Source organism: Enterobacter cloacae complex sp. S2, from assembly GCF_015159675.1.
GTDB lineage: Bacteria > Pseudomonadota > Gammaproteobacteria > Enterobacterales > Enterobacteriaceae > Enterobacter > Enterobacter intestinihominis.
In genome coordinates this window covers 81,481-99,309 of record NZ_JADDTS010000032.1, presented here as the reverse complement: position 1 = coordinate 99,309, position 17,829 = coordinate 81,481, and the positions used below count along the sequence as shown (strand labels likewise).

The 17,829-nt window shown below is 56.0% G+C and carries 19 protein-coding genes; 7 read left to right on the top strand and 12 right to left on the bottom strand.

What is annotated here, in order from left to right; translation table 11 throughout:
- Positions 1-173: 173 nt before the first annotated feature.
- From artP to artJ, 5 genes are all read left to right on the top strand, one after another.
- Positions 174-902: an arginine ABC transporter ATP-binding protein ArtP gene (artP, locus tag IPZ49_RS15080; RefSeq protein WP_006809439.1), complete on the top strand. Its 729-nt coding sequence runs from the start codon at positions 174-176 to the stop codon at positions 900-902.
- Between the two features lie 18 nt (positions 903-920).
- A complete protein-coding gene (gene artI / locus IPZ49_RS15075; protein WP_006174322.1) occupies positions 921-1,652 on the top strand; it encodes an arginine ABC transporter substrate-binding protein ArtI in 732 nt (243 codons plus the stop codon).
- A gap of 6 nt (positions 1,653-1,658) precedes the next feature.
- Positions 1,659-2,375, top strand: coding sequence for an arginine ABC transporter permease ArtQ (gene artQ, locus IPZ49_RS15070; RefSeq protein ID WP_003858367.1), 717 nt, complete (start codon positions 1,659-1,661; stop codon positions 2,373-2,375).
- Positions 2,375-3,043 carry an arginine ABC transporter permease ArtM gene (artM, locus tag IPZ49_RS15065; RefSeq protein ID WP_022647579.1) on the top strand — a complete coding sequence of 223 codons (669 nt, stop codon included), beginning with the start codon at positions 2,375-2,377 and terminating at the stop codon, positions 3,041-3,043. Before artQ ends, artM begins: the two co-directional genes overlap by 1 nt.
- 173 nt (positions 3,044-3,216) lie before the next feature.
- Complete coding sequence (gene artJ, locus IPZ49_RS15060) at positions 3,217-3,948, top strand: arginine ABC transporter substrate-binding protein ArtJ (RefSeq protein WP_015571008.1); 732 nt, start codon at positions 3,217-3,219, stop codon at positions 3,946-3,948.
- A gap of 75 nt (positions 3,949-4,023) precedes the next feature.
- Here the strand turns inward: artJ and IPZ49_RS15055 are convergent, their stop codons facing one another.
- The 11 genes from IPZ49_RS15055 to nfsA form a co-directional block, all read right to left on the bottom strand.
- Positions 4,024-5,493: a sensor histidine kinase KdpD gene (locus IPZ49_RS15055; RefSeq protein WP_023299687.1), complete on the bottom strand. Its 1,470-nt coding sequence runs from the start codon at positions 5,491-5,493 to the stop codon at positions 4,024-4,026.
- On the bottom strand, positions 5,477-6,184 hold the full coding sequence (locus IPZ49_RS15050) for a response regulator transcription factor (RefSeq protein WP_023299686.1): 708 nt from the start codon (positions 6,182-6,184) through the stop codon (positions 5,477-5,479). Before IPZ49_RS15050 ends, IPZ49_RS15055 begins: the two co-directional genes overlap by 17 nt.
- A gap of 72 nt (positions 6,185-6,256) precedes the next feature.
- Entirely contained in the window at positions 6,257-7,384 is a 1,128-nt protein-coding gene (rlmC, locus tag IPZ49_RS15045; protein ID WP_046618486.1) for a 23S rRNA (uracil(747)-C(5))-methyltransferase RlmC, read from the bottom strand.
- Positions 7,385-7,424: 40 nt separating this feature from the next.
- Positions 7,425-7,922 carry a YbjO family protein gene (locus IPZ49_RS15040; RefSeq protein ID WP_087878582.1) on the bottom strand — a complete coding sequence of 166 codons (498 nt, stop codon included), beginning with the start codon at positions 7,920-7,922 and terminating at the stop codon, positions 7,425-7,427.
- Positions 7,923-7,964: 42 nt separating this feature from the next.
- Positions 7,965-8,810, bottom strand: coding sequence for a putrescine ABC transporter permease PotI (potI, locus tag IPZ49_RS15035; protein WP_063146174.1), 846 nt, complete (start codon positions 8,808-8,810; stop codon positions 7,965-7,967).
- Complete coding sequence (gene potH / locus IPZ49_RS15030; RefSeq protein WP_022647573.1) at positions 8,807-9,760, bottom strand: putrescine ABC transporter permease PotH; 954 nt, start codon at positions 9,758-9,760, stop codon at positions 8,807-8,809. The genes potI and potH overlap by 4 nt, the downstream gene beginning before the upstream one ends.
- 9 nt (positions 9,761-9,769) lie before the next feature.
- The gene (gene potG / locus IPZ49_RS15025) at positions 9,770-10,903 is read right to left on the bottom strand and encodes a putrescine ABC transporter ATP-binding subunit PotG (protein WP_017693732.1); all 1,134 of its coding nucleotides are present in this window, start codon (positions 10,901-10,903) and stop codon (positions 9,770-9,772) included.
- 143 nt (positions 10,904-11,046) lie between these two features.
- On the bottom strand, positions 11,047-12,159 hold the full coding sequence (gene potF / locus IPZ49_RS15020; protein WP_063146175.1) for a spermidine/putrescine ABC transporter substrate-binding protein PotF: 1,113 nt from the start codon (positions 12,157-12,159) through the stop codon (positions 11,047-11,049).
- Positions 12,160-12,509: 350 nt separating this feature from the next.
- Positions 12,510-12,986, bottom strand: a complete 477-nt coding sequence (locus IPZ49_RS15015) for a YbjN domain-containing protein (RefSeq protein WP_022647571.1) — start codon at positions 12,984-12,986, stop codon at positions 12,510-12,512.
- 63 nt (positions 12,987-13,049) lie between these two features.
- Positions 13,050-13,952: a 30S ribosomal protein S6--L-glutamate ligase gene (gene rimK, locus IPZ49_RS15010; RefSeq protein WP_032621711.1), complete on the bottom strand. Its 903-nt coding sequence runs from the start codon at positions 13,950-13,952 to the stop codon at positions 13,050-13,052.
- A 64-nt stretch (positions 13,953-14,016) separates the two neighbouring features.
- Positions 14,017-14,739: a nitroreductase NfsA gene (nfsA, locus tag IPZ49_RS15005; RefSeq protein WP_023299683.1), complete on the bottom strand. Its 723-nt coding sequence runs from the start codon at positions 14,737-14,739 to the stop codon at positions 14,017-14,019.
- A gap of 185 nt (positions 14,740-14,924) precedes the next feature.
- Here nfsA and IPZ49_RS15000 point away from each other — a divergent pair, with 185 nt between their 5' ends.
- Positions 14,925-15,194, top strand: a complete 270-nt coding sequence (locus IPZ49_RS15000) for a GrxA family glutaredoxin (protein WP_014169305.1) — start codon at positions 14,925-14,927, stop codon at positions 15,192-15,194.
- A gap of 30 nt (positions 15,195-15,224) precedes the next feature.
- On the opposite strand, the gene IPZ49_RS14995 is transcribed toward IPZ49_RS15000, so the two are convergent.
- On the bottom strand, positions 15,225-15,599 hold the full coding sequence (locus IPZ49_RS14995; RefSeq protein WP_023299682.1) for an inner membrane protein YbjM: 375 nt from the start codon (positions 15,597-15,599) through the stop codon (positions 15,225-15,227).
- A gap of 274 nt (positions 15,600-15,873) precedes the next feature.
- Here IPZ49_RS14995 and IPZ49_RS14990 point away from each other — a divergent pair, with 274 nt between their 5' ends.
- On the top strand, positions 15,874-17,559 hold the full coding sequence (locus tag IPZ49_RS14990; RefSeq protein WP_001024855.1) for an aspartate:alanine antiporter: 1,686 nt from the start codon (positions 15,874-15,876) through the stop codon (positions 17,557-17,559).
- The last annotated feature ends 270 nt before the right edge of the window (positions 17,560-17,829 follow it).

The window sequence follows — 17,829 nt, the reverse complement described above, 5'->3', positions numbered from 1 at the left end:
ATGCCGACATTTATTCTCGCCCCCCTTTCCCGTCGCTATTTTGTGCTATGTTTAAGAGGAAACACGGGTTATATTTAACTTTTAACGCAGAAATATTGCATAACTATTCTGTCAACGGTACTATCTGCGGCCTCAATTGCTATAGATTGCCTGGATGAGTAAAGACTGCCCCGATGAGTATTAAACTAAACGGCATTAACTGCTTCTACGGCGCACACCAGGCGCTGTTCGACATTACGCTGAGCTGCCCGGAGGGCGAAACGCTGGTTTTGCTCGGCCCAAGCGGCGCGGGAAAAAGCTCCCTTCTGCGTGTTTTAAATCTGCTTGAAATGCCCCGTTCGGGAACGCTGGCCATCGCCGGTAACCATTTTGACTTCGCGAAAACCCCTTCTGATAAAGCGATTCGTGAACTGCGTCAAAACGTGGGCATGGTTTTCCAGCAATATAATCTCTGGCCGCATCTGACGGTGGTGCAAAACCTGATTGAAGCCCCGTGCCGCGTGCTTGGCTTAAGCAAAGACCAGGCGATGGCGCGAGCTGAAAAGCTGCTGGAACGTCTGCGTCTGAAACCGTACAGCGACCGTTATCCTCTGCATCTCTCTGGTGGTCAGCAACAGCGTGTGGCAATCGCCCGTGCGCTGATGATGGAGCCAGCGGTGCTGCTGTTCGACGAACCAACCGCAGCGCTGGACCCGGAAATTACTGCCCAGATCGTGAGTATCATTCGTGAACTGGCGGAAACCAACATTACCCAGGTCATCGTGACCCACGAGGTGGAAGTGGCGCGCAAAACCGCCAGCCGCGTGGTCTACATGGAAAACGGGTATATCGTTGAGCAAGGTGATGCGAGCTGCTTCACCAACCCGCAAACCGATGCCTTCAAAAACTACTTATCACACTGATGTGTTAGGGAAATTATAATGAAAAAAGTATTGATTGCCGCGCTGCTTGCTAGCGTCAGCCTTTCCGCTACCGCAGCCCAGACCATCCGTTTCGCCACTGAAGCGTCCTACCCTCCGTTTGAATCCATTGATGCGAACAACAAGATTGTTGGCTTCGACGTGGACCTGGCAAATGCCCTGTGTAAAGAGATCGACGCGACCTGTACCTTCAGCAACCAGGCGTTCGACAGCCTGATCCCCAGCCTGAAGTTCCGCCGTATCGACGCCGTGATGGCCGGTATGGACATCACTCCGGAGCGTGAAAAGCAGGTTCTGTTCACCACCCCTTACTACGACAACTCGGCGCTGTTCATTGGTCAGAAAGGTAAATACGCCTCCGTTGACCTGCTGAAAGGCAAGAAAGTCGGCGTGCAGAACGGCACCACGCACCAGAAATTCATCATGGATAAGCACCCGGAAATCACCACCGTGCCGTATGACAGCTACCAGAATGCGAAGCTGGACCTGCAAAACGGCCGTATCGATGCGGTGTTCGGGGACACTGCTGTCGTGACTGAATGGCTGAAAGCGAACGACAAGCTGGCCGCCGTGGGTGACAAGGTGACAGATAAAGACTACTTCGGTACAGGTCTGGGTATTGCCGTACGTCAGGGCAACACCGAGCTGCAGCAGAAATTCAACGCTGCGCTGGAAAAAGTGAAGAAAGACGGCACCTACGAAACCATCTACAAAAAATGGTTCCAGAAGTAATTCCTGATGAATGAAATTTTTCCTTTAGCAAGCGCCGCCGGGATGACCGTCGGCCTTGCCGTTTGTGCACTGATTATCGGCCTCGTACTGGCGATGTTCTTTGCGGTGTGGGAGTCCGTTAAGTGGCGCCCTGTCGCATGGCTCGGTTCAGCGCTGGTGACTGTGCTGCGTGGACTGCCGGAAATTCTGGTGGTCCTGTTTATCTATTTCGGCTCCTCACAGCTGCTGTTAACGCTGTCGGACGGCTTTACGATTAATCTCGGCTTTGCGCAGATCCCGGTGCAAATGCAGATTGAGAACTTCGACGTCAGCCCGTTCCTGTGCGGCGTAATTGCGCTCTCCCTGCTCTATTCGGCCTATGCGTCACAAACGCTGCGCGGCGCGCTGAAAGCGGTACCGCAGGGACAGTGGGAATCCGGTCAGGCGCTGGGCCTGTCGAAAGCGGCGATCTTCTTCCGCCTGGTGATGCCGCAGATGTGGCGTCATGCCCTGCCAGGGCTGGGCAACCAGTGGCTGGTACTGCTGAAAGATACCGCGCTGGTGAGCCTGATCAGCGTGAACGATTTGATGCTGCAAACCAAAAGTATCGCCACCCGTACGCAGGAGCCATTTACCTGGTACATCGTCGCGGCGGCTATCTACCTGGTGATCACGTTGCTGAGCCAGTACGTTCTGAAGCGTATTGATCTGCGCGCAACGCGTTTTGAACGGAGACCAGGCTGATGCTGGATTATTTACCCGAACTGATGAAAGGGCTGCACACCAGCCTGACGCTGACCGTTGCGTCTATCATCGTAGCGCTGATCCTGGCGCTGTTCTTCACCATCGTCCTGACGCTGAAAACGCCGGTGCTGGTGTGGATTGTCCGTGGCTACATTACGCTCTTTACCGGTACGCCGCTGCTGGTGCAGATCTTCCTGATTTACTACGGTCCAGGGCAGTTCCCGTCGTTACAGGAATATCCGGTTATCTGGCATTTGCTCTCTGAGCCATGGCTCTGCGCCCTGATAGCTCTCTCACTGAACAGCGCGGCCTATACCACGCAGCTGTTTTACGGCGCGATCCGCGCGATCCCGGAAGGCCAATGGCAGTCCTGCGGTGCGCTGGGCATGAGCAAGAAGGACACGCTGGCGATCCTGCTGCCATACGCCTTTAAGCGTGCGCTCTCTTCCTATTCCAATGAAGTCGTTCTGGTGTTCAAAAGCACCTCTCTGGCCTACACCATCACCCTGATGGAAGTGATGGGCCACGGGCAGCTGCTGTACGGACGTACCTACGACGTGATGGTGTTCGGTGCGGCGGGTCTGGTCTATCTGGTGGTCAACGGTCTGCTGACGCTGATGATGCGTCTTATCGAGCGTAAGGCGCTGGCGTTTGAGCGCAGGAATTAATCACGCCAATGCATAAAACGGTATTCATTGAGCGGGTAACCTGATGGGTTATCCGCTTTTTTTTGCAACAAAGGTAATATTTAATCATTTTTATTGCATATAAATTCAGTAGATGGCATTGTATATCCAGGCCGCAGACACGGCGCATAAATAAGACAGACGGGAGCATTACAATGAAAAAGTTAGTTCTGGCCGCATTACTCGCAACCTTCGCCGCAGGCGCATCCGCCGCAGATAAAATCAATTTTGGCGTTTCTGCCACCTATCCGCCGTTTGAATCGCTGGATGCCAGCAACCAGATTGTCGGCTTTGACATTGACCTGGCGAAAGCGCTGTGCAAGCAGATGCAGGCCGACTGCACCTTTACTAACCACGCGTTTGACAGCCTGATCCCGTCCCTGAAATTTAAAAAATACGATGCGGTGATCTCCGGCATGGATATCACCCCTGAGCGCAGCAAGCAGGTCGCGTTTACCGACCCGTACTACGCGAACTCTGCGGTAGTGATTGCGAAGAAAGGAGCTTATAAGTCTTTCGACGAACTGAAAGGCAAGCGCATCGGCATGGAAAACGGCACCACGCACCAGAAATATCTCCAGGACAAGCATCCTGAAGTGAAAACCGTGGCCTATGACAGCTACCAGAACGCAATTATCGACCTGAAAAATGGCCGTATCGATGGCGTATTTGGCGACACCGCGGTCGTGAATGAGTGGCTGAAAACCAATCCGCAGCTGGGTACAGCGACGGAGAAAGTGACCGATCCGCAATACTTTGGTACCGGCCTCGGCATCGCGGTACGTCCGGATAACAAAGCCCTGCTGGAAAAACTGAACGGCGCGCTGAAAGCGATCAAAGCTGACGGCACATACCAGAAAATCAGCGAGCAGTGGTTCCCGCAGTAATCTCTTTTTGCCGGGTGGTCTGGCCTACGGGGGTGGTCTGTAGGCCGGGAAAGCGCAGCGCCACCCGGCAATTTCTCATAGCGGCACAAAGAACCTGAACCGCGCCCCGCTCACGGACTCCATCAGCCTGATCCCGCCACCGTGCAGCTCCAGCATTCTCTTCACGATTAACAGCCCTAATCCCCCACGGTTCTCCCGCGACGCCTGAGGATTTAACGCTGACGGTCGCTGGAACAAATCGTCGCGCAGCGAGGCATCTACGCCCGTACCATTGTCTGCCACTTCGACCTGAAGTCGTTCATTCTCCTGCCAGACCGCCAGACGAATTTCTCCGCCGCTCGGCGTATGACGGATGGCGTTATCCAGAAGATTAGTGACCACGCGCTCGATCATCGACACGTCGGCGTTCACCAGCGGCAATCGCCCCGGCACATCAATACGCAGGTTCACCTCGCGCGTGCGGGCGGTAAGTTCAAACTTCTGCGCCACGTCGGAAATCAGTTCAGCCATGGCAAAACGCTCGCGCTGGGGCTTGATGCCGCCGTGCTCAAGACGCGCCAGCTCGAACAGCTGCTGCGACAGATGGCGTACCTTTTGCCCCTGACGCAGCGCGGTAGCGAGGTACTGCTGATGCTCCTGCGGCGACAGCGTGGCGGATTTCAGCGACAGCGTTTCCAGATAACCCAGCAGCGACGTCAACGGGGTGCGTAAGTCGTGCGAAATGTTGGCGATAAACTCCCGGCGCTGGCGGTCGCTGTCGGCCAGCCGATCCCACTGAGAGGTGATTTTGCGCGCCAGCTCGATAAAGGTATTGCGCAGGATCGCCACTTCATCCTGGCCGGCAGGCTCGAGCGGCTGGGCCGCCAGCTGCTTAATCGCGCTGATGCTGTCCTGCTCCAGCCCGGCCACGTCCAGCGTGAGCTGTTTAACCGGGCGCGTCACCCAGTACCAGAGCAGCAACCCGGCCAGCAGACCAAACAGCGCCACCAGCAGCATCGACCACAGCGCCGTACTCCAGAGCGCTTTGTGCCAGGCCATCTCCGCCAGCGCGTTGGACTCCTCCCCCTGCAAAATAATGTACAGATACCCCTTCAGCTCACCGTCCTGCCGCAGCGGGGTGGCGCTGAAGACTTTCTTATTCTGGCTTCGGGGATCGTCGCCAAACACCGGCATCACCGTCCCGCTCAGGAAATTCTGTATCGGCGCGAGGTCAATTTTTTGCCGCTGAATGTGCCCCGGCGGGGCGGCATCGGCCAGGATATCGCCATCAGGCGAGACAACATACAGCTCGACGCTCGGATTAAAGGTCATCAGCCGGTCGAACAGCGGCTTTAAGGCGCTGCGATCCACCCTGCCCTGCGTATCCAGAATCGCTTCCCGCTGCGCAATCTGCTGCGCCAGCCCGCCGGAGAGACGCTGCACCATCGCATTGCCGTACTGCATGCTAACGTAGAGCTGCACCGCACAGGCGACGGTGGCGCAGAGCAACAGTAACACCGTAAACAGCAGCGTCAGGCGCTGGCTCAGGCTAAAGCGACGCATCATGATTCTGCTCCGCAAATTTGTAGCCTTTGCCCCAGACGGTGCGAACGATCTCCGGCTCGGCGGCATCTTTCTCTATTTTGATGCGCAGGCGGTTAATATGGGTGTTGACGGTGTGTTCGTAGCCTTCGTGCTGATACCCCCACACCTGCTCCAGCAATGCCAGCCGTGAAAAGACCTCTCCGGGATGGCGGGCAAAAAAATAGAGCAGTTCAAATTCACGCGGGGTGAGATCGACGTGTTGACCATTAAGACGCACGGTGCGCGCCAGCGGATCGATAGTCAGACCGTGCGCCTGAATAATGCCGTCCGTCTGCGCCTGGCCCATCGCCTGCTGTCGGCGGAACAGCGCCTTAATGCGGGCAATCAGCTCCTGCACCGAGAAAGGTTTTGCCAGATAATCATCCGCCCCGGTTTCCAGGCCGGTAATACGGTCAGTTTCACTGCTGCGGGCGCTAATGATGATAATGGGCAGGTAGCGGGTCATCTGGCGGATACGGCGGCAAATCTCCAGACCATCAACATTCGGCAGCATCAGATCGAGGATCACCGCGTCCCACGGCTGTTTTTCCAGAAGCGGTAACGCCTTTCCCCCGTCCGGCTCGTGGGTAATGGCGTAGCCTTCATCTTCCAGGTTAAGACGCAGGAGTGCAGCGATATCGTGGTCGTCTTCTACCAGCAGGATCTGCTTCATGGGTAAGCCTTCAATCATTTGTTATGGCGTAAGCTTACCTGATTTCGAGCGGGGGAAGAGTTCACATTTTGTTTAAGATTTCACGAGCAACGTCAGCACTTCGTAATGCGCAGTGTGCGGGAACATATCAAAGAGCTGAACGCGCGCAATGCGGTAGCCCGGCAGGCTGGCGATATCCTTCACCATGGTCTGCGCGTTACAGCTGGAGTAGACGATGTACTCCGGCGCCATCTGGCTCAGGTAGTCGCAGAGCGCCTGGCCGATACCCCGGCGCGGCGGGTTCACCAGCACCAGCTCCGGCACGTTGCCCTGGCCGGTGGCGAACCGGGTCGAGTCCAGCGCCTGGAAGTGCAGATTCGTCAGCCCCAGCTCCGCGGCGGACTGTTTCGCGCAGGCGATGGCCTCCGCAGAAATTTCAATCCCGGTGAGCTGCATGTCTGGCGTGGCACAGTGCAGGCCAAAGCCGCCGACGCCGCAGAACAGATCCCACATGTGATGAACCTGTAACGCACGCACCCAGTCGCGCGCGGTCGCGTACAGCGCGCTGGCGACGGTGGGGTTAGTCTGGAAGAAGCTTTGCGGACGGATCCACAGCGGCACGCCGTTGAAATTCTCCGCCAGCGCATGCTGTTCGGTGAAGAAAATCTCTTTCTCTCCTTCCATGATCGCCATATGCACCGGCTGAATATTAGCGGTAATGACCTTGAGCTGCGGAAGCTGTTCCTGCAGCCACGGCAACACCGCGCGAAGCTGCTCCAGTTTGGTTTCCGAACGCAGCACAAAGCGCAGCATCATCCCGCCGTCGATTTGGCTTTCGGTCAGCAGAAGGTACTTAAGCTCGCCGCGCCTGCGGGCAACGTTATAGGGCGTTAACCCCGCGCGGGCGATAAAGGGTTTCAGGGCGGTAAACACCGGCTCAAACGAGGCGGGATACAGCGGACAGCCGGTGAGATCGACGGGCGTGCCGTCACGGTGCAGCATGCCCAGCAGCGGCTTTTCGACGCTGCCGCTGACCACCATTTTGGCTTTATTACGAAAGCCCTGCTCCGGCCCGCTGACGGGTGCGCACCACTCGCCCACCGCGTGTGCTGCCAGCAGCTGTTGCAGGTCGGCCATTTTGGCGGTGAGTTGTTGAGGGACCGGCTGTTCTATCCACTGACAGGAGCGGCAGCGTCCGGCGTCATAGAGTGCGCACTGCATATGAAAACCTTAAGAATCACGAGGGCTGCGATTATACACATTATTGCAGGCGGAAGAACCGCCGACTGGAGGCGGGAACATAGAGCAGGCAGAGCACCAGCATGTCCGGCAATTTTTGCATCACTAAGGAATGGAAAATCTCGCGGCGGGAGCCGCCGGGAATGCTGAATAGCTCCGGATAGCCATAGCCCAGCGAGGCGGCCCACAGATAGCTGGCGGCGGTGATCTGCGTAAGAAAATATACCCAGCGCGCCCAGTTGCGCCCCTTTACCAGCGAGAACGCACAGTAGATCTCAATAAACACCAGCATCAGGCTGCTGAGAAACACCAGCGTCAGATTCCACGTCTGCGCGCTGCGGTGAATGAACTCCCCCATGCCTCGCGGGCCCAGCGTGTTCATAATCATCAGCACATCCAGGCAGCGGATCATAATAATGGCGAGCGCCGCCACCTGCACCAGCGCAGGGACGTTCGGACGGGCGTGCGAATGACGTGTTTTTTGCAAGAATCCCAATGTTTTTACTTCCCTGAAAAACAGTGCCGCGTCATACGCGGCACATCACTGGAAATAATAATTCCTTCAGCCGCGTCTTGCACGCTGGATATCGCGCACGCGCTGCTTTTCCGCGCGCGCCATCAAATACCAGGCGATAAATCCGACAATTCCGACCACGCCGAGGATGATGGAGGCCAGGGCATTAATCTCCGGATTCACCCCCATGCGCACGCTGGAGAAGACCAGCATCGGCAGCGTCGTCGCGCCCGGCCCCGACACAAAGCTGGCGATAACCAGATCGTCGAGCGAGAGCGTGAACGCCAGCAGCCAGCCGGAGATCACCGCCGGCATAATCATCGGAAGCGTAATGATGAAAAAGACCTTCACCGGCGTGGCGCCGAGATCCATCGCCGCCTCTTCAATTGAGCGATCCAACTCGCGCAGCCGCGAGGAGATGACCACCGCCACATACGCCGTACAGAAGGTGACGTGCGCCAGCCAGATGGTGAGCATCCCGCGATCCGCTGGCCAGCCGATGGCGTGCGCCAGCGCGACAAACAGCAGGAGCAGCGACAGACCGGTGATGACGTCCGGCATGACCAGCGGGGCGGTGATCATAAACGCAAAACCATTTGCTCCGCGAAAACGGCCGAAGCGCACCATCACCAGCGCGGCAATAGTGCCCAGCACGCAGGCCATCGTCGCCGCCAGCGCCGCAATGGTCAGGCTCAGCCCCACCGCACTCATCATCGCATCATCGTGGAACAGCTCGCTGTACCAGCGCGTCGACCAGCCCGCCCAGACGGTGACCAGCTTAGAGCTGTTGAACGAGTAGATCACCAGCATCAGCATCGGCGCGTACAGGAAGGTAAAGCCGATAATCAGGATCAGAATTCGCCACGGGGAGCGTACTACCGGTAAGTTGTTCATCCGTGGTCTCCCATCTGTTTCTGCTGATGTTTGTGGAACCACATGATCGGCACGATCAGCAGCAGTAACATGACAATCGCCACCGCCGAGGCCACCGGCCAGTCGCGGTTATTGAAGAACTCCTGCCACAGCACGCGGCCAATCATGATGCTGTCCGGGCCGCCGAGCAGTTCGGGGATCACAAACTCCCCGACCGCCGGGATAAACACCAGCATCGATCCGGCGATGATCCCGCCTTTTGTGAGCGGCACAATGACGCTGAAGAACGTCTTCAACGGGCGTGCGCCGAGATCCAGCGAGGCTTCCACCAGCGAGTAATCGATTCGCGTCAGCGCCGTATAGATTGGCAGCACCATAAACGGCAGATAGGCATAGACAATCCCGATATACACCGCAAGGTTGGTATGCAGGATCGTCAGCGGCTGGTCGATCACCCCAAGCCACAGCAGGAAGTTATTCAGTATGCCGTTATTCTTCAGGATCCCCATCCACGCGTACACGCGGATCAGGAAAGATGTCCACGACGGTAAAATGACCAACAGCAGTAAAATATTTCGCGTCGACGGCTTGCTGTGCGCCACTGCCCACGCCAGCGGGTAGCCCATCAACAAGCAGCAGATCGTTGAGATCGCCGCAACCTGTAACGACTGTAAATAGGCTTCGAAATAGAGCGGATCCTCAGTCAGTTGCAGGAAATTCCCAAGGTTTAAGGTCAGCGTCAGTTGCCCGTCGGCCCACTCCCACAGATCGGTATACGGCGGGATCGCCCGCGCCATCTCCGCCAGGCTGATCTTAAAGACGATCAGGAACGGCAGCAGAAACAGCAGGATCAGCCAGATATAGGGCATGGCGATGACCAGCTTGCGGCCATGCGCCATCTGCACGCGCGCCAGCCAGTGCGAGAAACCGCCCGGTTTTTTGACGCGGGCTGGAGGTTCAAGTGTGCTCATGACCGCTCCTTATACCGTCAGGACTACGCAACTGTCCGCATCCCAGCACAGGCTCACTTCGTCGCCCCAGGTTGGCTGTCCCTTGCGATACCGGTGTTCGTTCTGTAACTGGGCGCTGAGCATCTGGCCGCTTTTCAGGCGGACATGGTAAATCGACAGATCGCCGAGATAGGCGATGTGTACCACTTCGCCCACGGCAAAGTTATAGCCATCGGCGGGCGGCTCATCGCAAAGCATGATTTTTTCCGGGCGCAGGGCAACGTAAACCGGCACGTTGTCCACCACGGAATTATCAGAATCAACCTTAAGCGGGTGCACCAGCCCCGGCGATTCAATCACCAGACCGTCGTCCTGGCGTTCCTTCAACAGCCCTTCGAAGACGTTTACCGAGCCGATGAACTCCGCGCTGTAGCGGGTTGTCGGGTGTTCGTAAATCTCCTCCGGCTCGCCTATCTGCACGAACTTACCGCGATTCATGATCGCAATGCGCCCGGCCATGGTCATCGCCTCTTCCTGGTCGTGCGTCACCATCACGCAGGTCACCCCTACGCGCTCAAGGATATCCACCACTTCCAGCTGCATCCGGTCGCGCAGCTTTTTATCCAGCGCGCCCATCGGCTCGTCGAGCAGGAGTAATTTCGGCCGTTTGGCCAGACTTCTTGCCAGCGCCACGCGCTGACGCTGGCCGCCGGAAAGCTGATGCGGCTTACGCTTCGCGAACTCCTGCATGTGCACCAGGCTCAGCATCTCCGCCACGCGCGCGGTGATTTCGGCTTTCGGCAGTTTGTCCTGCTTCAGGCCGAAGGCGATGTTCTGCTCGACGGTCATGTGCGGGAACAGGGCATAGGACTGGAACATCATGTTAATGGGCCGCTGGTACGGCGGCACGCTGGAGAGGTCTACCCCATCCAGCACGATCTGCCCGGCGGTAGGTTGTTCAAACCCGGCCAGCATACGCAGCAGGGTCGATTTACCGCAGCCGGATGCGCCGAGCAAAGCAAATATTTCACCTTTGTAGATCGTCAGGCTGACATCGTCCACGGCATGCTGGCCGTCGAAGGATTTGGTGAGGTTACGAATTTCAAGAAGCGGGGTCAGCGCTTTACGGACTTTCGCCTGCGGGCGGGGGATCGCGTCATTCACGGGGTGCTCTCCGGCATAGATCAACACTGGTGCAAACGCACCGTCAGGGTGCGCATCGCCGGGCGGCGCTAACGCTTGCCCGGCCTACGGGATTTGTCGGCCCGGTAAGCGACAGCGCCACCGGGCAACGATATCAAACGCCGTTACTTACCGCTTTTCACCTTGGTCCACGCGCGGGTACGCACACGGTCAATTTTCGATTCCTGCACTTTCAGGGTGAAGAGCTTGGCAAACACATCGGCTGGCGGGTAGATCGCCGGATTATTGCGGATTTCTTCGCTCACCAGCGGCACGGAGGCCTTGTTACCGTTGGCGTAGTAGACGTGGTCGCTGATGTGGGCAATCACTTCCGGACGCATCAGGTAGTTGAGGAACTGATACGCTTCCTCTTTGTTTTTCGCATCAGCCGGCATCGCGAAGACGTCGAAGAACGCCAGCGCCCCCTCCTTCGGAATGAAGTAGGAAACATTCACGCCGTTTTTCGCCTCTTTCGCACGGTTCGCTGCCTGCCAGACGTCACCCGCCCAGCCGATGGCCACGCAGATATCCCCGTTAGCCAGGTCGTTGATGTACTGAGAGGAGTGGAAGTAGCGAATATTCGGACGCAGCTTCAATAGCAGGTCGGTCGCCGGACCGGTGTAGTCGTCGGCCTTGCTGCTGTTTGGATCTTTGCCGAGATAGTTAAGCACGGTGGCGAAAATCTCTTCCGGCGCATCGAGGAAAGAGACGCCGCAGCTTTTCAGCTTCTCGAGGTTTTCCGGCTTCAGCACCACGTCCCAGCTGTCCAGCTTGACGTCCGGGCCCAGCGCCGCTTTGACTTTATCCACGTTAAAGCCAATACCGGTGGTCGCCCACAGGTAAGGCATGGCGTATTTGTTGTCCGGATCATGCTTCGCCACCAGCTTCAGCACTTCCGGATCGAGGTTTTTCCAGTTCGATAACTTGTTCTTGTCCAGCGGCTGGAAGACACCGGCGGTCAGCTGACGCTCCAGGAAGCTTGCAGAGGGCACCACCAGGTCGAAACCGGTACTGCCCGCCATCAGTTTGCCTTCCAGTACTTCGTTGGAATCGAATACGTCGTAGACAACCTTAATGCCGGTCTCTTTTTCAAAATTCGCGACGGTGTCCGGCGCAATATAGTCAGACCAGTTATAGACGTGCAGCGTTTTTTGTTCCGCAGCGAGCGTGCCGGCAGAGACGGCCATCAGAGCACCCGCAACCAGACCCGATAACCATTTTTTATTCAAGGCGATCATATTGTTATTCCTTCTGAAAGCTCGTTAACAAACGAACCAAAACTGTGCAGCCTGAAGATATGCAATATTCATGCATAGTTTGTCGCTCTGCCCGAAATAAAATACACCCCTCTTCCCGGCAGGTTCCGCTCGCTTTTTTAAGCACCGCAAGAATAACTGTAGCCCGTGTCTCCGGCTATAGCCCAGACGAAAAAACGCCTTTTATCAATTTTTTATGCAGATTATGTCTACGTGATAAGCCGAAACGGCCTGAGAGGAGGTGAAAAATTCTTTAAAGAAAGGTTAAAAGCAGCAGAAAAAGCGGTGTTATGCAGCCGCTCTGGTAGCGACTGCGCAAAAGTCAGACAGGCTTAGTGGAGAAAATTGGAAGATGCATCATTATTCTCGGCATCATCTTCCGCGCTATACAGCAGGTGATGTGCGTTGGCTTCCATCATTACCATGGAAATTTGCTCTTCGCTCAGGCGCATAAACCAGGCGAACTGTTTGAAGGAGAGCCCCGCGCCGGAGAATAAAGACTGGCAAACCACCAGCTTCGGCAGATTATCATCCTGTATGTCGAGAAACGCTTTCACCGTCAAAGAACTGGCGTTAATCGCTGACAGATCGGATGCCAGTGCAAGCAGCGCTGAAGGCTTCACTTCAGCCAGCGCCGAGAACAGGATCACGTCGTTAATCAGATCGATTTTGGCATCAAAAATACCATCGAAATTTTGCATGTGAGGCAGATGCAGCGCCTGGCAGGAGTCGCATTCGAAAAAAGTAATACCGGCATCATCGAGCCATTGACGTAACGTATCCAGTGTAGGTACGACCTGTAAATCCATCGCTGTGCAGCCTCTTAAATAAAAACGTTGTCCAGCTTACGCAAAAAGTGCGCGCCGATCCATTTAACCGCCCGTTTTCAGGCAAAATCCCGGCGTCGCATGGCGTTCAATCCATGCGATCATTTTACCTGCAATATCGACGCCTGTGGTTTTTTCCACCCCTTCCAGCCCCGGCGAGGCGTTAACTTCCATCACCAGCGGCCCGCGGTCGGCACGCAGCAGATCGACCCCCGCCACATCCAGGCCCAGCGTCTGCGCCGCTTTCACCGCAATCTCGCGCTCGCGCTCGCTGATAAGGGCCACCCGCGCGATACCGCCGCGGTGCAGGTTAGAGCGGAAGTCGCCCTCTTTCGCCTGCCGCTCTATGGCGGCCACCACTTCATCGCCCACCACAAAGCAGCGGATGTCGCACCCTTTGGCCTCTTTAATATACTCCTGCACCAGAATATGGGCATTCAGACCGCGAAAGGCGTCAATCACGCTTTCCGCCGCCTGACGCGTCTCCGCCAGTACCACCCCAATACCCTGCGTGCCTTCCACCAGCTTAATGACCAACGGCGCACCACCCACCATGTCGATTAAATCGCTGGTGTCGTCCGGGGAGTGAGCAATCCCGGTGACGGGCAAATCGATCCCCTGGCGCGCCAGCAGTTGCAGCGAGCGCAGCTTATCGCGGGCGCGTGAGATCGCCACGGACTCATTGAGCGGATAGCTTCCCAGCATTTCAAACTGGCGCAGCGCGGCCGTGCCGTAATAGGTGATCTGGGAGCCAATGCGGGGAATTACCGCATCAAAATGCGGGAGTTTGCGGCCTTTGTAATGAATCGACGACGCCGCAGGGTCGATGTTCATATAGCAGGACATCGGATCGAGGATCTCAACCTGATGTCCGCGTTTCGCCGCCGCTTCTCGCAGGCGTTTACATGAATAGAGCGTTCCATCCCGGGACAATATGGCAATTTTCACCCTGCACCTCTCTAAAGACATGGGAAAAGCCTGCCTATCATACACGAGGCGCAGGAGGAAGGGACTATCGCGTTGCCCAGCCCTGTTTGTGCAGGTAATCAAGAATGAACGGGCGGTTTTCTTTAATGATGGTGCGACGAATATGGTCGCTCCAGGTATCGCGGCGGTTGTTGCTGTCGCGCGTCAGATAGTAGTTCGCCAGCTCTTCATCGTATTGATGCAGAACGTCCTGATCGACCGGCTGGTAGTGGTTTTCATGCACCAGCATCGCAGCAGGAATACGCGGCTTCAGATCCGGGTTATCCGCCGGCCAGCCGAGGCACAGACCAAACAGCGGCAACACGTGTTTCGGCAGCTTCAGCAGTTGCGTCACGCTTTCGATGTTATTACGCAGCCCGCCGATATAGACGCCGCCAAGCCCCAGCGATTCCGCCGCCGTGAACGCGTTTTGCGCCATCAATGCCGTATCCACCACGCCCAGTAGCAGCTGTTCCGCCAGCCCCAGCTCCGCCTCAGGACAGATTTGCAGGTGACGGTTAAAATCGGCGCAGAACACCCAGAACTCAGCCGCCTGGGCAACGTGCTTTTGTCCGCCCGTCAGCGTTACCAGCTGCTCACGCATCGCCGGATCGGTGATGCGGATAATGGAGCTGCACTGCAAAAAGCTGGAGCTGGAGGTGCCTCTTGCGCTGTCGATGATCGCGTCCCGCTGCGCCTGGGTGATCGGCTCATCGGTGAAATGGCGAATGGAACGGTGGGAACGAAGCAGGTCAATGGTTGGCGTCATTTTGTCTCTCTTTGTATTGCGTAAAACGTATGGCAGCCAGTATAGGCAATGATCCACCTGATGTAATTGGCGAAACATAGCCTGACTGTATCAAAGTGACAGGTGAAACCTTCTTTCCATGACGGCAGGTTATCGTGCACTATAGGGATTATTCGCCGTCAGGCTTGTTTTTTGAGGAGAGAGAAATGTTTGCAGTAATTTTTGGTCGTCCAGGATGCCCTTACTGTGTGCGCGCGAAAGAGCTGGCTGAGAAACTGACTGAAGAACGTGATGATTTCAACTTCCGTTACGTGGATATCCACGCGGAAGGCATCAGCAAAGCCGATCTGGAAAAAACCGTGGGTAAACCGGTTGAAACCGTGCCGCAAATCTTCCTCGATCAGAAACACATCGGCGGCTGCACCGATTTCGAAGCGTACGCCAAAGAGCACCTGGGCCTGTTTGCCGCTCAGTAATGCTAAGACGCCCTCACCCTGAGGGCGTTTTTATTTATGATGCTTCCGCTGTTGCAGCAGGCTGCGCATAAATAAGAAACAGAGCGCCCCCAGCGCACACCAGAAAACGCCACTTAGTAGCCACGCCACTTCCTGCCAGACGCTTCTCGACGAGAGAAACAGCACGCGCATCAGAAGCAGGCAGAGGGGCGCCGCAAGGATGGCCCCCAGCAGCGGCATTACCACCTCGCCTTTGCGCGAGAGAAAACTGGCCACTACCCCCGGCAGGATGAAGAACAACAGGCCCAGCTCGGGATGACCGGACGCTCTGAAGGCGCCCTTCACATTAAAAGCAAGCGACATGCAAACGACCGTAAACAGCAAAAAGCAGCTGATTACGCCAACCCAGTTTCGTTTAAAGTTCAAACTATCCTCCTGACTTATCTCTATCAAATACAAAAATCGTCCGGTGGACGCCCAGTCAGATAAAGCATTGCGGCAATCCTTGCCAAAGCACGCACACAAGTCGTGCGATAATAGGTGGCTGTCGGTAGCTATTACGATTAAACTAACCGCCTGCTAGTGTTTAGGGTATTTATCAGGAAGCAGGGAGGTGCAAAGTGATTCCCTGACTCTGAAAACAGTAGCCCAAATAGTCCTTTCATTCAACAACTTACTGGTAAACAAGAAGTTAGCCTCCGTGAATATAAACGTCGCAGACTTGTTAAATGGGAATTACATCCTGTTATTATTTGTGGTACTGGCACTGGGCCTTTGTCTGGGTAAATTGCGCCTGGGTTCAGTTCAACTTGGTAATTCCATTGGCGTTTTAGTCGTCTCCCTGTTATTAGGTCAGCAACATTTCAGTATTAACACGGACGCGCTTAACTTAGGTTTCATGCTGTTTATTTTCTGCGTTGGCGTGGAAGCCGGTCCGAACTTTTTTTCCATTTTCTTCCGAGACGGCAAAAATTATCTGATGCTGGCGCTGGTGATGGTCGGCAGCGCCCTGCTGATTGCGTTAGGGCTGGGCAAACTGTTTGGCTGGGACATCGGCTTAACGGCCGGCATGCTGGCAGGCTCAATGACCTCCACGCCGGTGCTTGTTGGCGCGGGGGATACGCTTCGTCATTCTGGCATGGCAGGCACGCAGCTTTCCGCCGCGCTGGATAACCTGAGCCTGGGCTATGCCCTGACCTATCTGATTGGTCTGGTGAGCCTGATTGTGGGCGCGCGCTATCTGCCAAAACTTCAGCACCAGGATCTCCAGACCAGCGCCCAGACCATTGCCCGAGAGCGTGGTCTGGATACGGACTCCAAACGTAAAGTATACCTGCCGGTGATCCGCGCCTACCGCGTCGGGCCAGAGCTGGTTGCCTGGACCGACGGGAAAAACCTGCGCGAGCTGGGGATCTACCGTCAGACCGGCTGCTACATCGAACGTATCCGTCGTAACGGCATTCTGGCAAACCCGGACGGTGACGCGGTGCTCCAGATGGGCGATGACATCGCTCTGGTTGGCTACCCGGACGCCCACGCGCGTCTCGATCCGAGCTTCCGCAACGGGAAAGAAGTGTTCGACCGCGACCTGCTGGACATGCGTATCGTCACCGAAGAGATTGTGGTGAAGAACCACAACGCCGTGGGCCGCCGTCTGGCGCAGTTGAAGCTGACCGACCACGGCTGTTTCCTCAACCGCGTGATCCGCAGCCAGATTGAAATGCCTATCGACGATAACGTGGTGCTTAATAAAGGCGATGTGTTGCAGGTCAGCGGCGATGCCCGACGTGTTAAAACCGTTGCCGACCGTATCGGCTTTATCTCGATTCACAGTCAGGTGACGGACCTGTTAGCCTTCTGCGCCTTCTTCATTGTTGGCCTGATGATCGGAATGATCACCTTCCAGTTCAGTAACTTTAGCTTCGGCATCGGTAACGCTGCCGGTCTGCTGTTCGCCGGGATCATGCTGGGCTTCCTGCGAGCGAACCATCCCACCTTCGGCTACATCCCTCAGGGAGCGCTGAACATGGTGAAAGAGTTCGGTCTGATGGTCTTTATGGCGGGTGTCGGCTTAAGCGCCGGGAGCGGCATTGGCAATGGCCTGGGTGCGGTCGGCTGGCAAATGTTGGTTTCCGGACTTATCGTCAGCCTGGTACCGGTAGTCATCTGCTTCCTGTTCGGCGCCTACGTGCTCCGCATGAACCGCGCCCTGCTCTTCGGCGCGATGATGGGCGCGCGCACCTGCGCACCGGCAATGGAGATCATCAGCGACACCGCGCGCAGCAACATCCCGGCGCTGGGCTATGCAGGCACCTACGCCATCGCAAACGTGCTGCTGACGCTGGCAGGTACGCTGATCATCATTATCTGGCCAGGACTCGGATAAATCTCAAGATTGCGTGTGGCTGAAAAATTTTCGTTACGCGCAGAACTTTTTACGCAGGGTGCAGTCATAACTAGTGCCACTGCTTTTCTTTGATGTCCCCAATTTGTGGAGCCCATCAACCCCGCCATTTTTGGTTCAAGGTTGATGGGTTTTTTGTTTCCCTAAAAAATAGCTTTTAAATTCAATCAATTGCATAGTTTCGGGTTATTGGCGACATTATGCGACGGATTTTTTGTATGTCAGGTTTGATTCGACAAAATCGAGCGATAA